15 protein-coding genes are annotated in these 14349 nt (G+C 44.7%); 11 read left to right on the forward strand and 4 right to left on the reverse strand.

Annotated elements, in window-relative coordinates:
• The gene (locus tag H6G17_RS10805) at positions 1-1902 is read left to right on the forward strand and encodes a cellulase family glycosylhydrolase (protein WP_192156958.1); all 1902 of its coding nucleotides are present in this window, start codon (positions 1-3) and stop codon (positions 1900-1902) included.
• An 87-nt stretch (positions 1903-1989) separates the two neighbouring features.
• Positions 1990-2175 (forward strand): hypothetical protein, encoded by a 186-nt coding sequence (locus H6G17_RS10810; RefSeq protein WP_039715908.1) that lies wholly within the window; start codon positions 1990-1992, stop codon positions 2173-2175.
• A gap of 45 nt (positions 2176-2220) precedes the next feature.
• On the opposite strand, the gene H6G17_RS10815 is transcribed toward H6G17_RS10810, so the two are convergent.
• Positions 2221-2760: a YIP1 family protein gene (locus H6G17_RS10815; protein WP_192156959.1), complete on the reverse strand. Its 540-nt coding sequence runs from the start codon at positions 2758-2760 to the stop codon at positions 2221-2223.
• A 28-nt stretch (positions 2761-2788) separates the two neighbouring features.
• Here H6G17_RS10815 and H6G17_RS10820 point away from each other — a divergent pair, with 28 nt between their 5' ends.
• From H6G17_RS10820 to H6G17_RS10835, 4 genes are all read left to right on the forward strand, one after another.
• Complete coding sequence (locus H6G17_RS10820) at positions 2789-3859, forward strand: hypothetical protein (protein ID WP_192156961.1); 1071 nt, start codon at positions 2789-2791, stop codon at positions 3857-3859.
• The gene (locus tag H6G17_RS10825; protein ID WP_192156963.1) at positions 3860-4294 is read left to right on the forward strand and encodes a DUF202 domain-containing protein; all 435 of its coding nucleotides are present in this window, start codon (positions 3860-3862) and stop codon (positions 4292-4294) included.
• Positions 4295-4464: 170 nt separating this feature from the next.
• A complete protein-coding gene (locus H6G17_RS10830; protein WP_192156965.1) occupies positions 4465-5121 on the forward strand; it encodes an AzlC family ABC transporter permease in 657 nt (218 codons plus the stop codon).
• A 104-nt stretch (positions 5122-5225) separates the two neighbouring features.
• Positions 5226-5516, forward strand: coding sequence for an AzlD domain-containing protein (locus tag H6G17_RS10835; protein WP_192156967.1), 291 nt, complete (start codon positions 5226-5228; stop codon positions 5514-5516).
• Between the two features lie 114 nt (positions 5517-5630).
• On the opposite strand, the gene H6G17_RS10840 is transcribed toward H6G17_RS10835, so the two are convergent.
• Together H6G17_RS10840 and H6G17_RS10845 are read right to left on the reverse strand one after the other, a co-directional pair.
• A complete protein-coding gene (locus H6G17_RS10840) occupies positions 5631-7283 on the reverse strand; it encodes an ABC transporter substrate-binding protein (RefSeq protein WP_192156969.1) in 1653 nt (550 codons plus the stop codon).
• Between the two features lie 89 nt (positions 7284-7372).
• Positions 7373-8389, reverse strand: coding sequence for a TOBE-like domain-containing protein (locus tag H6G17_RS10845; protein WP_192156971.1), 1017 nt, complete (start codon positions 8387-8389; stop codon positions 7373-7375).
• 325 nt (positions 8390-8714) lie between these two features.
• Here H6G17_RS10845 and H6G17_RS10850 point away from each other — a divergent pair, with 325 nt between their 5' ends.
• The 4 genes from H6G17_RS10850 to H6G17_RS10865 all read left to right on the forward strand — a co-directional run bounded on the left by H6G17_RS10850 (position 8715) and on the right by H6G17_RS10865 (position 11209).
• A complete protein-coding gene (locus H6G17_RS10850; RefSeq protein WP_192156973.1) occupies positions 8715-8885 on the forward strand; it encodes a ssl1498 family light-harvesting-like protein in 171 nt (56 codons plus the stop codon).
• A gap of 111 nt (positions 8886-8996) precedes the next feature.
• Positions 8997-9143, forward strand: coding sequence for a hypothetical protein (locus tag H6G17_RS10855; protein ID WP_158265977.1), 147 nt, complete (start codon positions 8997-8999; stop codon positions 9141-9143).
• A gap of 9 nt (positions 9144-9152) precedes the next feature.
• A complete protein-coding gene (locus H6G17_RS34610; protein ID WP_192156975.1) occupies positions 9153-10658 on the forward strand; it encodes a thymidylate synthase in 1506 nt (501 codons plus the stop codon).
• Positions 10655-11209 (forward strand): dCMP deaminase family protein, encoded by a 555-nt coding sequence (locus tag H6G17_RS10865; protein ID WP_192156977.1) that lies wholly within the window; start codon positions 10655-10657, stop codon positions 11207-11209. The genes H6G17_RS34610 and H6G17_RS10865 overlap by 4 nt, the downstream gene beginning before the upstream one ends.
• A gap of 580 nt (positions 11210-11789) precedes the next feature.
• Here the strand turns inward: H6G17_RS10865 and H6G17_RS10870 are convergent.
• Complete coding sequence (locus tag H6G17_RS10870; protein WP_192156979.1) at positions 11790-12878, reverse strand: tocopherol cyclase family protein; 1089 nt, start codon at positions 12876-12878, stop codon at positions 11790-11792.
• 76 nt (positions 12879-12954) lie between these two features.
• Between H6G17_RS10870 and H6G17_RS10875 the strand changes: the two genes are divergently transcribed.
• Positions 12955-14322, forward strand: a complete 1368-nt coding sequence (locus H6G17_RS10875; protein WP_192156981.1) for a DnaJ domain-containing protein — start codon at positions 12955-12957, stop codon at positions 14320-14322.
• The last annotated feature ends 27 nt before the right edge of the window (positions 14323-14349 follow it).

The raw sequence follows: 14349 nt of genomic DNA on the forward strand, positions 1-14349 counted from the left end.
ATGAGAAAAATTTCTTTTACACTTATATCTGTTTTGGCGTTCCTCTGCATAGTTTTTATCGGATTTTCTCCAGCAGCAAGTGCAAAAGAATTTACTGTTAGAGGTACGAAAATTTTTGCTCCTAACGGACAACCGTTTGTGATGAAGGGAGCAAATATTGGCATTTGGACAGATCAATCGAGTGCCAAAGATGTAAAATACATCAAAAATATTTGGAAGTTTAATACCGTCAGACTATCATTAGTACTGAAACCAGGTAGCGATCCGAATTGGTTTGTCACCGATAAGCTAATAGATAAATACATCAAAGCCTATGCTGACAGTAATCCCAGAACAGTAATTATGCTTGAATGTCACGACCATTCAGGTAGTTTTTATACTGAAGATTCCAATCCATCCTTACAAGATTTACGTAATTTTTGGCGCAAAATTGCCACTCGTTATAAAAATAATCCTTATGTCTGGTTCAACATTATGAACGAACCAGGGGGAACAAATAAAGTTGAAAAATATTGGTATGACATGCACAAACTGCTAATCCAAGATATACGCAAAGCAGGTGCAAATAATATTATTGTAGTTGATGGTTATAACTTTGGTTCTGAAGATGGGAACGGCACGACCAAAGCTAACTATATTAAAGACTCTACCAGTGCGTTTTTAACTTACGGACAACAACTTTTAAAAACCGATCCGAGAAGAAGAGTTGTCTTTAGCCTACATACTTATGTCAATTGGAATTGGAATCTAGATAAACTCGATAATTTTGTCGATCGCGTCCAGAAAAAAGGATTGGCAATGATTATTGGCGAGTATGCTGCCACTACAGGCAATTCACAAGCAGACTTAGACGTAACGGAAGCCGCCCGTATATCTTTAGCAGTGGCAAAAAAGCGTGGCATTGGCAGACTCGTATGGCATTACTGGGCATGGGATTGGAACGCACTCGCAACGTCCGATACAGGTGGGGTGAGTGGCGATAGTGTTAATAAAACAAATGGCAGTCGCCCGACAAATTTAACTTGGTTGGGCGAACAAGTGTGGGATGATTCTCATAATCTTGCCGAACCGAAACTAGGGATTTCGCTCAATCGTTTTGCCTGGAAAGCAAGTAGTTCGGAAGGAAATGCCGCAGCCGCAATTGACAATGACTTTCGGACACAATTTGCGATCGCCAATGCTAGTTCTAGTAATTGGTTTGCTGTCGATCTCGGTTCGTCGCAGTCGTTCAATAGAATCGTGATGGATTCTCGCAAAGCCGCTAGTAGTTTTTTACGAGGCTATCAAGTGTATGTCTCTAACACGGCTAAGTCAAAAGGAAAGTTGGTTGCCAGTGTCAAGGGAAACGCCATGGCACGAACGCAAGTGTCTTTTCCGACGCAAAAAGCTAGGTATATCAGAATTGTCCCGCAAAAATTTGCGAAAAAGTCAAAGCCTGATTGGTCATTTGCCGAATTTTTAGTTTATCGTGCTGGAACTGAAAGAACGGTTGTGGGCAAAAATGAATTAAATCCGCGTAACTGGCAAGCCTCAGCCAGCCGCAAAGGTACGTGGGATCGAGAAGCGCCAGATATGGCAATCGATCGCAACTCAGATACGCGCTATACCAGTGGTGCAGCAATTGTGAATGGCGATTGGTTTCAAGTCGATATGCGATCGCCCCAAACAGTTAGAGCGATCGTCATGAATGCAGGTTCCTCAGCCGACGATTCCCCGACGAGATTTGAGGTGTACATAGGTAACAATCCCAACCAATTTGGCAAACCCGTTTACCAAGGTCTAGGTTCTCCCGTGACGAGGATCGGCTTAAATTCTCCTGTGAGAGGTCGCTATATTCGCATCGTCAACAAACAAGAGAAAAAAGCTTGGTGGTCGATTCACGATTTTCGGGTGCAAGCGTAAGCTTTATGGCTTTCTATTGAAATTGCGATCGCGCTTGAGAGACAAACTCGATACAATTTTTGAAAAGGCGAGTTCAAGTTAGGAATTATGTACTCAGATGCAGACCGTCCAGCAAACAACGATGCTTCTAATGAGGAAATTCCCATTTTGCGGCGACAGTCAATCCACCCAGACAGTCTCAAGTTCATGGATATGGCAAAAGAGTTACTCGACAGCCCAGAAATTAAACAAGCAATCTCCGACGAACGACAGGAAAAACCCCAGGAACAGTGAGCAGGGAAAATGACTTCTGACTTTTGACTTTTGACTTTTGACTTCTCAAGCGATCGCTCTAACTAGACCGATTGTCATTTGAAGCGGTATCCAACCGATTAAACAGATCGCGATCGCCCAACCAGGGGAAATATCTAGACCTTGGCGGACTGCTACAATTGCCGCTAGCAAACTCCACACGGCTAAAACTCGCTCAATTGGTTGACCCAATAGAGGAATCAGAGTTAAAAAGTTGAGAGCTTGAGGGGCGTAAGCCAAGCCTAGAGGAATCATCAGCGCTCGATAAGTTACGCGATCTCGTTTAAACCACCCACCAATTTTCCAAATTGTCAACGTCCAAAAGTAGTAGCCGATGACGACACCGATCCCACTGCCCAAGAGCCTCAAAATTAACAACGGTAGGGGAATTCGGTTGATTAAAAAAATCACAGCACTACCAAGAGAGTAGGAGATGGCTGCAAGAACAACCACTATTTGGGCGAAGCGGCGATTTTTCGCGTTGATAGGAATATGTTCGTAAAAATTAGGGTCTAAAGTTAGTGCTTCCCGTAGTAAACTCCAAAGATTGCTATTTCGATCGCGCACTTTAAATTCCTTGAAAAGTGAGTAGTGAATGGTGAGGTTTGTCAATTGGCTGCGGAGCGGAAGCTTAAGACTGCTAGTTCTAGCGGGAATTATACTTTTGATTTGGGGCATGTTCTCACCCGTGGGAACTTTAGTTTGGTGGCTATCTCAAGAAGTGGAGAGTTTGGGGCTCAAACCAAAGCCAGATAAGCAATTGCGATTGAGTGGCAGTTCAAATTCTCAGGCGCAGTCGGCAAATATAAATTGTTACATTGTCTTTTTAACAGGTGTGGGAGATTTTTCTGCTAACCAGCTATTACCTGGGGAAGAAGTCTTTCTCAACCGTCTCGAACAAGCGCATCCTAACTGCGTTACCGTACGCGATGTCTTTCCCTATTCAGCCGCAAATGAAAGTTTGGGTGGAGAGCGCTTTTTAGCTCCCTTGTGGCGTTTTGCAGACGAGGCTAAAGGTTGGTATGGTGTGGCGGATGTATTAATAAAAATTCGCAACCTCTGGCGTTTTGCGATTTCTGCCGACGATCGCTATGGAAAAGTCTATAACTTGGGGATTGCTAACGCAATCGTTGACCGGATGCAAGCAGCTCACCCCTTATCTCAAACCTCTCAGCAACCAATTAAGATTCTATTGATGGGGACGAGTGGTGGCGCTCAAGTTGCCCTTGCTGCAACTCCATATCTCGATCGATGGCTGCCAAACACTCAAATTGTCGTTGTCTCGATTGGAGGTGTATTTGCTGGTACGGATGGTTTTAACACGGCTGAGCAGATTTATCATTTACAAGGTCAACGAGACTGGGTAGAGGATATTGGCAGAATTATTTTTCCCTCTCGCTGGATTTGGACGGTAGGTTCGCCGTTTAATCAGGCTGTCAGGCAGGGTCGTTATATGGTACATTCGAGCGGACCGCACGAACATGATGGTGCAGAAGGCTATTTTGGTATGGAGATAGTTGGCGAGAAAGGCATGAAATATGTAGATTTAACGCTACAAAAGGTGAATCAGTTGCCGATTTGGTCGCAAGAGAAAAGCAGTGTTGAATATATCTCGGTCAGAAGTTACGCAGTCGATTTCCCAACTCCCCTTCAATTGGGAATCTGAATGAAAAATAGCACGAACAGAAAATCGGAAATCGATCGCCAACGGGAACATCAAGCCAACGAGCGGACTTTCTTAGCTTGGTTGCGGACTGCGATCGCTTTAATTGGTTTTGGGTTTGCGATCGCTCGATTTGGTCTATTTCTGCGCCAACTTCAAACAGCCGTGACTCAACAACCTACGGTTGCCGATCGCAATTTAGTTAGCTCCGAGAATTTGGGGGTTAGCCTAGTTATAGTTGGCATCTTTACGATTGCCTTAGCAGCTTGGCGATATAACCGAGTTTTTGGGCAAATTGAAAGCGGTAACTATCGCCCCAACCGTTTAGTGATTTGGCTTTTGGCAGTCATTATGATGGCTCTGGGAACTATGAGTATTCCGCTAATTCTGGGTCGTTCTGCACCATCTCCACCTACATCCGATCGCGATCGAAATTGATTTGCAGTCGATCGAGAAGACACAATCGAGCTTCTAATAATTGCTTTATTTTCTGCATCTGTCAGAATAAAGAAGTTTTAGTTTTCTTTATAAATCTAGGGCAAGATCGTTCAAGACTGAATTTGCCCCCACTAACTAAACTAATGCTGTAGCGGATTCGAGAACGGTCAATGCATGAGTTTTTGAAAGGCATTCATCGCGCCTTGGGCGTGGGAGTTGGCTATTTCCCTGTAGCGATGAGTTTTGGGGCGCTGGCAACTGGGGTAGGTGTGTCTACATCAGCTGCGGTTACTATGTCTATTTGGGTTTATGCTGGTGCTGCCCAATTTGCCGCTTTAGAAGGAGTCAAGCAAGATTTATTCTGGGTAAGTATCGTGCTGACGATGCTGTTGATTAATTTGCGGCATATTCCGATGAGTCTGGCTAGCGATCGCATTTTTAACCGCTTTGGGCTAGGACAGCGATTATTCCTGGCTCACGGGCTTACAGATGAGGCTTTTGCTCTAGATATTACTAGCAAACTGCGATCGCATTTCTACTATTTCGGCATTCATATTCTATGTTGGTTGAGTTGGATCTCTGGAACTTGGTTGGGATGTCAAATCGGGGCAAAGTTACCCGTACAGTGGCTGAGTTTTGCTTTGCCGAGTTTGTTTATCTGCCTTTTGGTTGATAGTCTTGGCGATCGCCTCGGTAGAGAGTGGATTGTAGTAGCGATCGGTGTTGGTTTGGTGCTGGTAACTCAAAGTTGGGGAACGTGGGGTTTTTTACTGTCGATTGTAGGGGTGACTTGTTTGGCTGTGGTGTTACCTAAAATTTATCGGTAGTTGCAAAAATTCTTTTTTATGTCGCGCAAAGACGCAAAGGCGCAAAGCGACTTCTCGTAAGAGTAGACGCAAAGTTAAGAACCCTAAGAAAGGGTGAAGTTTAGATGCATATTTGGTGGATTATATTATTGGCTGGTTTGGGTACTTTCTTGATGCGGAGTGTGGGCGTTTGGGTACGGACACGGTTGCAAGCGAATTGGTTGGATAAAATTGGTTTTGCGGTAATTTTGGTGATGGCTACTAGTAGCGTGGCAGATTTGGGACAGTCAACTATAGAAATTTGGGGGGCGATCGCAGCGAGTATAGTTGTTGTAGTTGCAAGTATTTATAAGCTACCGTTTCTCCTACGTATCGCCTTTGGTTGTCTTGTCTTTGGCGCGATCGCCAGCCTATAATTCAGCTGATGCACTGTACGGACAGGTTTACCAAGCAACTCCGATTTTGACAAATATTTTCGGTGAACCTGCCCCTACAAATTTTTGACTTTTAACTTTTGACTTTTGACTTTTTCAGCCTTTCTTCATCTGCCACAAAGGAAGTTTCAAAATCGGGTCGATTTGTACGCCTTGAAGTCCTTTTTGGGCAAAAACGTAGTCTTTATTTTGAACTAGAGGAATAATTGGTACGTCTTGGGCAATTAAATCTTGAATTTCGCCAAAGATTTTTGCCCGCGCTTGCGGATCTTGTGCTTGGCGCTGCTGAGAGATTAATTTGTTCATGCGATCGCTGTAGTAGAACGAACCTTGGCTTTGACTGGCACCATTCTCGCAACCGCTAGCGTCGCCTTTGGGACAGCTCAAAAATGGTTGAATGTAGTTATCGGGATCGCCAAAGTCGGGATACCAATCTTGTAAAATTGCCTGATATGCTCCTTTGGCTTGGTTGGCGAAAAAGGTAGCTGATTCTTCTGGCTGCGGCTGGATTTGAATTATCCCTTCGAGTTTCTGCGCTGCGTATCCCCTCAAAGTGCCTGCAATTTGTTCTCGAATCAGGGAATACCCAGGATAAACGACTTGTAATTTCAACGGGTTCTCTTTGGTGTATCCTGCTTTGGCTAGTAAGGCTTTTGCCTTCTCCACATTGCCATTGCCATAAGCCGATTGAAACACGGGTTTATAACTGTCGAAAGTATCGGGCAGCATACTGTAGAGTGGTTGCGCCTGATTTTGATAAACTCGTTGTATCAGTAGGGGACGATCTATCATTGAAGCGATCGCCTGTCTGACTTCCAACTGGTCTAAAGGCTTTTGCTTGACGTTCAAAATCATGTGGGTGACAGTATTGCTTTTTTCTTCAATTGCCTGCCATCCTTTTGATGTTGCTTGCTGTTTTAAACTCTCTACTTGCTGCGGATCGAAGGTTTGATAGGCAATATCTACCGCACCCGTGCGGAAAGAATTGTATAAATTTGCCGCATTGGAAAGAATTTGAAAGTCAATGCCTTGATTTGTCGGTTTTGCGCCCCAATATTTATCAAATGCATCCATCCGTACCAAATTTGGTGTAAACTGCCTTAACTGATACGGTCCCGTGCCAACAAATTTTGTCGGTAAAAATTTGCCGCTACCAATTTGATAGGCTTTGGGAGAGACAGCGCACATCCCAGGAAAAGCTAAGACTGAAGGGAATGCCGCAAAAGAGTTTTTTAATTTAATCGTTATCTGGTCATTTCCTGTTGCCGCTACAGAACTCACCACATCTGACAACAGCGCGCTTGGTTTCCCGCCATTTTTGATAAACCGATTTAGGGAAAACGCCATCGCCTCGGCGTTGAATGGCGTTCCGTCATGAAAAACAACTCCTGTACGGATGGGAATCGTATAAGTTAACCCATCTTGACTGACTTTAGGTAAAGCTGTGGCTAGCTGGGGTTCTAGTTCTCCCGTACCTAATTTGTAAGTGTAGAGGCGATCGCACAAACTAGTAGTAATATTAGTGCCTGCCAATTCGTAATTATCTGCGGGATCGATCGTTCTCGGTCTTAGCGTCGTCCCCACAGTAATGCGACTGTTACCCCCACCACCGCCAGTAGCAGGCGTTGTTGTTTGTGCTGGCGGACGCGAATTATTACAACTGACGATCAGCAAGCAGCATAGACTCAGCAGACTCAGAAACTTTCCCCACGACCAAAATTGCCGGCGCGATAAACCAAACCAGTTCATATTTTTTCTTTTTGATTTAGCCAATTACCAGGGAGCAGGGAGTAGAGGAGAAGCAACTACCAACTACCAACTACCAACTACCAACGGCATTAAATCGAATAGTATAACGGAAAAGATTTCGCTTCTCTGGGTTTGACATAAACCTTTTGCTGGGGTTCGAGTTGCAGTTGGTCGAAGCGATCGCGTGTTAAGTGTGCCATCACTACTTGTCCGTCGTCTAAAGTTAACTCTGCCTGAATTTCCCAGCCCAGATGAATAATCCGACTGACTCTTGCAGGGACACTCGTGGCGTTAGGTTCTGTCTCGATCGCCACATCCTGGGGACGTAGGAAGATTTCTGGATGGGCAGAATCAAACCCGCTACCCTGAAATATTTTCGCCGTACTCGGTAACACGTTCACAGGACCAATGAAACTCATCACGAATGCTGTAGCGGGACGATCGTAAACTTGGGCTGGCGTTCCTACCTGTTCGACTTTACCTTTATTCATCACGACAATTTCGTCGGCAACTTCCATCGCCTCTTCTTGGTCGTGGGTGACAAATACTGTCGTAACGTGAACCTCATCGTGGAGGCGGCGCAACCAAGCGCGTAAATCTTTCCGCACTTTGGCATCTAACGCCCCGAAGGGTTCGTCTAGTAACAAAACTTTTGGTTCTACCGCTAGCGCCCGCGCCAAGGCGACTCTTTGTCTCTGTCCGCCTGAAAGTTGCGAAGGATAGCGATCGCCCAATCCTTTTAATTGTACTAACTCTAGTAATTCTTCTACCCGCCCTTTAACTTTCCCTTTGGTAGCTTTGCGAATTTCCATCCCAAAGGCGACGTTTTGGCGTACCGTCATATGTTTGAACAAAGCGTAGTGCTGAAATACAAACCCAATATTCCGATCCTGTACGCTCTGATTGGTCGCATCTTTACCCGTCAGCAAGATTTTACCGCTATCCGGCATCTCTAACCCCGCAATCAGACGTAAAAGCGTAGACTTCCCCGATCCTGACGGACCCAACAAAGCGACTAATGAACCACTTTCAATCTCTAAACTGACGTTTTCGACAGCGGTAAAACTGCCAAACTGTTTCGTGACGTTTTCTACAACAATACCCATTTTGATTGAGGTAGGGGCTAGGGGCTGGAGGCTAAGGAATCAATTGCCAGCATTCGACAATAACTTATCCCTCTAATTTCCAGTTTATCGGTGGGATTACAGTAGATATATACCATACATTAGCAGCTCTTGTCTGCCGAAACTGAGTTAGTCAATACATTACAACAATTTTCCTGCCTGTTGTAATTACCGATCGCTCGTCGAGCGCTGATAGATAAGCAATACTTCTCATCACTATTTATTTTTATTTGTCAAGTCATCTTGCTTTTTCGTAACATTTTTGTTACATTAGTTTACAAGAGTTAATAAATAGGAAGTAAACACTATGTACACGACTACCAACGAAGAAGGCATTCTGAATAACTACGCTACCGAGCCACAAATGTACTATTCCGAGTATCCATCCCCAGAACAACAGAGTCGCTATGCTTTTCAAGGCGCGATCGCTGGTTTATTCATCATGGCTATGGTAATTGTCGCCCTATTTGCTAGCTAAAATGGTGTGATTTTCGACAACAGTAGCTCTCATCGACATTTAATTCCTCCTCTTGCACCTCGGCTTTTGAGTCGAGGTTTTTTGTTGCCCAGCAGCTTTATTTGTGAAGTTGTGCTAGCTACTCGCGTAGATATGGATGTAGGTTATTTTGCTACACAGAGCAAATTGGTAGCGATCGCCGATGACGAATGTAAAAAGATACGAGTAACTGGCAATTTTGTTTCAGGTTTAGGTATTCTACAAGAGTTACTTTTGTGATGTAAGCCTGTGACAGTCACCGATTCTACAAAACAGTACCATTACAGACCTTCGCATAAACCAAACCAGCTATTATATGGCACTGGACAAGTTGCAGTCGTGACTGGTTGGACTGTCAAACAGGCGATCGCCAAGCATTTGCAACAGAGCGAATATGCAGTCATCGGACAGTTATACTCGCCAACGCGGGGAATTAACTTGCTGATCCGCAATTTACTCGCCAATCCTCACGTTCGTTTTTTAGTCGTTCTCAACGCTACTAAAGAAGATAGAAACTCAGGGGGTACGAAGTGCTTGTTAGATTTTTTCGAGCATGGCTTTACAGCAGGGTCAAGCGATACGGGAAAGCACTGCTGGATGATTCGTTCCTCCATTTCTGGGTATATCGATCTGGAAGTCGATGCTTTTGCATTGGAACAGTTGCGGCAAAATCTTGTAGTTAAGGAAGTGTTTTCGATTACTGAAGCAGTTGAGCAGACGCGCAATTTTGTTGTTGTTACTCAACAACAAGAAATACAGCCTTGGGGTGTACCTTTAGAATTTCCTATAGGGAATGTAGTTCCTACAGTTTTACCTGGAACTCGTTACGGACATCGAATTGAAGGAAAAACAATTGCTGAAACTTGGGTGAAAATTATTCACCGAATCAAAACAACAGGAACAATTCGACCTACTGGTTACGATGGGCAATGGCAGGAACTGATCGATTTGATGGCAATTGTCACTGACGAACCAGAGGGTTTCTATTTTCCCGAACCAAATTATCTACCATGCGATCGCGCTTTTATTCAAGAATATCTTTCGCAGATTTTAGACGACCAGCCCTATAGAGAAGGGGTGAAATATACTTACGGTCAAAGATTGCGATCGCATTTTGGTCGGGATCAAGTCGAGCAGGTGATTCAAAAGCTGATCGGAGAGATCGATGCTGCTAGTGCCGTCATGACACTGTGGGATGTGAAAGACCATGAAAAAGGTGGTAGCCCATGTTTAAATCATATTTGGGTGAGAGTTGTCGAGCAAGAGATATCATTAACAGCGACGTTACGCAGTAACGATATGTTTTCTGCATGGGCTGCAAACGCTATGGGATTGAGAGCATTACAACAGCATATTCGAGATGAAATTGCCGCTCGTTCTAGTTACGATTTACGCATGGGACCGCTGATTACAATGAGCCAATCAGCCCACATATATGACGATACTTGGGAAAACGTAGATCGACTGATTAAGCAGCAGTATGCGGTAATTTCTAAACAATTAGACTACAACGATCCATGTGGAAACTTCCTAATTGAAGTTACAGATTGTGAGATAGTTGTTACCCAAACAACACCTGGTAGCGGTGAGGTTGTTGCCTGCTATTCTGGGAAAAATCCCTTAAAGCTATTAAGAGAAATTTGCGCTGCTTCTCCTTCTATTCGTCCAGATCACTCTGGATATTTAGGAATGGAGTTGCAAAAGGCATCTGAGTGTTTGAAAACAGGAAAGTTATATAACCAGGACGGAAAATGACAGCTAGCGATGACCAAAGACCAACATGGAATGAGTACTTTTTAATGTTGGCTAAACTAGCAGCTACTCGTTCAACTTGCCTTGCTTTTCCAGTTGGCGCTGTAATTGTTAAAAACAAGCAGGTTGTAGCAACAGGTTATAACGGTTCGCCGTCTGGTTCGGCTCATTGTACGGCTCAAGGATACTGCTATCCAGGGTTGAGCAGTTGTGACGCTAGTAAGAGCCTACCATCGCGAGCTGTACATGCTGAAGCAAACGCGATCGCCCAAGCTGCCAAACACGGTACATCTACTGATGGGGCGAGTATTTATGTCACCCTAGAACCTTGTCTGTCTTGTTTAAAGTTAATTATTTCAGCTGGGATTAAAGAAGTGTTTTATGAAACTTCCTTTAATGGTGGAGAAAATGCTGTAGTGAGAGATTCTTTTGTCACGGAAGGATTAGTTACTTTGGCACAAATTCATTTATCTGAAGCAACACAGGAAAGAGCTGCTTTATTCCTGCTCAATCCTACATCTATTGCTAGGTATGAAAATACTTATATTAGCTAGTTTTGTAAATTATGGCACTTTGAACAATTCGCGATTACTAGCGTCGAGCGTTTGTCATTCAGGCAAACAGCTTTCCCTGCTGATATAGCTGTAAGGCTTGAATTTTGACGGGACTGGCGCGTCTCGAACGCGCGACCTAGCGCTTCAGATTTGTGTGAGTTTCCCCACTCTCTGGACTATACCTTCACCATAGGCTTTTAGCCCGTAGGTGGCGACCACCTAGTCTCTACACCTTCCAAAGTCTTCCTGAATTTTAAGTTTTAAGTTCTAATAGATACTCAAACCTCGCTATTCACTTAACTTTGGCTTGGCTCGGTATTCCCATGAAATGCAAACATTGCGGTCAGTCTGCTAACTTTTTAGGGTTCACCGACTTCGATCGCATTCATACATAGAGTTTCCTCTATGATGCCCGATAGTTCAGGAGGCGCTCGCTCTATCCAACTGAGCTACAGCCCCAATCCTTTGCGATCATAGCATCAGAAGTTCAGAAGTCAAAAGTCAAAAGTCGGGTGAGTGACTGGTGGCGAATTACCCCCTTGTCCCCCTTGTCTCCCTTGTCCCCCTCACTCCTCACTCCTCACTTCTGCCACGCACTATCCCACGGGTTGCCACCGATTTCTAAGCCACAGACTGAACTTGTAGCCTCCAATATCAGTTTCTTGCCACCACGACAAGAATAGAGTTGTAAACTCACTTGCCCGCGCATCGTATCCTTACAGCAGAAAACTAGCCCGTTTTGGGTAGGCGCACGTAGGGGAGTGCCAGGTAAATCTGTCGTCCCCGTTAAAACAACTTCATAGTCAGCATTTCTCGCCTGCATTTGCCAGCAACCCCAGGGCTGGATGTTCCACGTTACCTCGGAGTTCCAAGGGACGAATTCGTAAAATTTACCCCGATAATGCAAGCCTACCATTGCTACAGATTCCATCCACCACAACACCCCACGCCTACCACCGCCAGCAGTTAAAGCTAAGTCGGGTTCGTTGTCAAAACTATTGCAATTCAGCCAAAACCATCTTTGGGGAAAAGCACCGCCCCAATTCTTTTCGCTATAGGCTGGGGCGTTGGTAAACTCGTAGCGCTTGCCGTACCAATCAATCCAACCCGTTGCTAAACCGTGCGCCATCAAGATTTGCCAGCCAGGTTCAAATATTTGTAACGAAGACAGCCAACCAGCCGTAGATTGCTGTATTCTACCGCGATCGCCCCATCCATAAATCGGTTGGATCTCGTACTGCCAGCGGCAATCACCATTATTGGCGGGATCGCGGATAATGCCTTGGTTCCAAGTCGCAGTTGCTTGATAACCCTGTTGGATGTGGCGATCGAATTCGTCAGGAGAAAGCCATTTTGCTTGAGTCTCTAAGTCTGTTTGTCCCCAATGTCCTAAAGCAAGTTGAGTCGGACTCGCCCAAAAGCGCTTGACATCGGGATAAGTCCGCCATAAATATTTATCGTCGGAACCGAGAATCTGGGCTGCGCCTCCACTATGGGGTTTACCACCGATAGGGTCTTCGATGGAGTACATGAAAGCAAAAGTGTCGCCAGCAGGTAACGTGACGCGGTAATACCAGCCTTCAAAAAAACGGCGATCGCTACCATCCCAGTGATAACCACTATGAGGAGTTTGTGTTGAAAACGAACAATTTTTGGGAATACTAACCATGACCGGATTTGTAAGTCCTATTCCAGTATGAGCGATCGCCTCATGCTATTGACGCAAGAAAGTTATCGCCATTGAGATGAGTCAAGTCGAAACCTATTACCAAATACTAGGACTAAAACCTGGTGCAACTGCTGCTGAGGTGAAGCACGCCTATCGTACCTTGGCAAAAACTTGGCATCCCGATTTATTTCCCGATCGCTCCCAATTAAAGCAGCAAGCCGAAGAAGAAATCAAAAAAATTAACGAGGCGTACCAGCAACTCAAATGGCAACAGCCACACGCGAGTAGAGTAGCTGCGGCTACAGGGACTTACTCAACCTACAAATCTTGCGCCGAGACTTATTTTAAGCGAGGAATGGAGAACGCGAGACGAGGTAGATATATTGTGGCGATCGAGGATTTTACGCAAGCGATTCGCCTCCAACCTAACTTTGCAGCTGCTTATAAATATCGCGGACTCGCCTGCGCCCGACTGGGATACAAACATCGGGCAGACTCTGATTTTAAAATTGCCCTAGAACTGGAACCAAAACTCAAAACACCTAAGCCATCGCCTCACACTCGCTGGAAATGTGCCAACACCCTCATCGGACATACGAACTGGGTATTTGCCGTGGCGATTAGTCCAGGCGGACAAACTCTAGTTAGTGCTAGTGCGGATACAACAATTAAAATTTGGGATTTAGCGACAGGAAAATTACTCAAAACTCTAATCGGACATACAGCATGGGTACGATCTATTGCAATTACTCCCAATGGCAAATGGTTAATTAGTGGTAGCGACGATCGCACGATTAAGATTTGGCGGCTAGATACGGGAGAATTACTGCATACATTAATCGGACATGTCGATCCAGTTTGGTCAGTCGCGATCGCGCCTGATGGGACAAAGCTGGCTAGTCATGGCAAAAATAAGACAATTCACTTTTGGGATTTAACCACAGGACAAAGATTAGATACTCGCGTCGGTCAAGCAAACTCAGCCTATTCTGTTGCTTTCAGTCCTGACGGTCAAACTTTAGCGATCGGCAGTTGTAATAAAACCATTGAAATTTGGCATTTAGGCATGGAACAACTGCTGCACGTTCTAAAAGGACATTCGAGTTGGGTGAATTCGATTTCCTACAGTCCTGACGGGCAGTTTTTAACCAGTGCTAGCTATGACAAGACAATTAAATTATGGCGATTGGGTACGGCTAAACCTTTTTCTGCTGTGACGTGGCATCACAGTTATGTAGGATTTGTGGTATTCAGTCCCGATGGGCAGACTTTAGCGAGCCGAGGAGATAATACGATTAAGTTATGGTATCCCACAACGGGAAAACAATTATGTTCGCTTCAGGGACATACTGACTGGGTGAATGGGGTTGCTTTCAATCCGCAAGGGAACGTACTTGCTAGTTGCAGTCGAGATATGACGATTAAGATTTGGCAATTGGATTGATAATAAACGCTTTGTCTTCTTTACTCC

The organism is Chroococcidiopsis sp. [FACHB-1243] (assembly GCF_014696895.1).
Classification (GTDB): domain Bacteria; phylum Cyanobacteriota; class Cyanobacteriia; order Cyanobacteriales; family Chroococcidiopsidaceae; genus Chroococcidiopsis.

Coding starts and splice junctions, on each gene's coding strand:
- H6G17_RS10805 (WP_192156958.1), top strand. CDS start 1: ATGAGAAAAATTTCTTTTACACTTATATCTGTTTTGGCGTTCCTCTGC.
- H6G17_RS10810 (WP_039715908.1), top strand. CDS start 1,990: ATGTACTCAGATGCAGACCGTCCAGCAAACAACGATGCTTCTAATGAG.
- H6G17_RS10820 (WP_192156961.1), top strand. CDS start 2,789: ATGGTGAGGTTTGTCAATTGGCTGCGGAGCGGAAGCTTAAGACTGCTA.
- H6G17_RS10825 (WP_192156963.1), top strand. CDS start 3,860: ATGAAAAATAGCACGAACAGAAAATCGGAAATCGATCGCCAACGGGAA.
- H6G17_RS10830 (WP_192156965.1), top strand. CDS start 4,465: ATGCATGAGTTTTTGAAAGGCATTCATCGCGCCTTGGGCGTGGGAGTT.
- H6G17_RS10835 (WP_192156967.1), top strand. CDS start 5,226: ATGCATATTTGGTGGATTATATTATTGGCTGGTTTGGGTACTTTCTTG.
- H6G17_RS10840 (WP_192156969.1), bottom strand. CDS start 7,283: ATGAACTGGTTTGGTTTATCGCGCCGGCAATTTTGGTCGTGGGGAAAG.
- H6G17_RS10845 (WP_192156971.1), bottom strand. CDS start 8,389: ATGGGTATTGTTGTAGAAAACGTCACGAAACAGTTTGGCAGTTTTACC.
- H6G17_RS10850 (WP_192156973.1), top strand. CDS start 8,715: ATGTACACGACTACCAACGAAGAAGGCATTCTGAATAACTACGCTACC.
- H6G17_RS10865 (WP_192156977.1), top strand. CDS start 10,655: ATGACAGCTAGCGATGACCAAAGACCAACATGGAATGAGTACTTTTTA.
- H6G17_RS10870 (WP_192156979.1), bottom strand. CDS start 12,878: ATGGTTAGTATTCCCAAAAATTGTTCGTTTTCAACACAAACTCCTCAT.
- H6G17_RS10875 (WP_192156981.1), top strand. CDS start 12,955: ATGAGTCAAGTCGAAACCTATTACCAAATACTAGGACTAAAACCTGGT.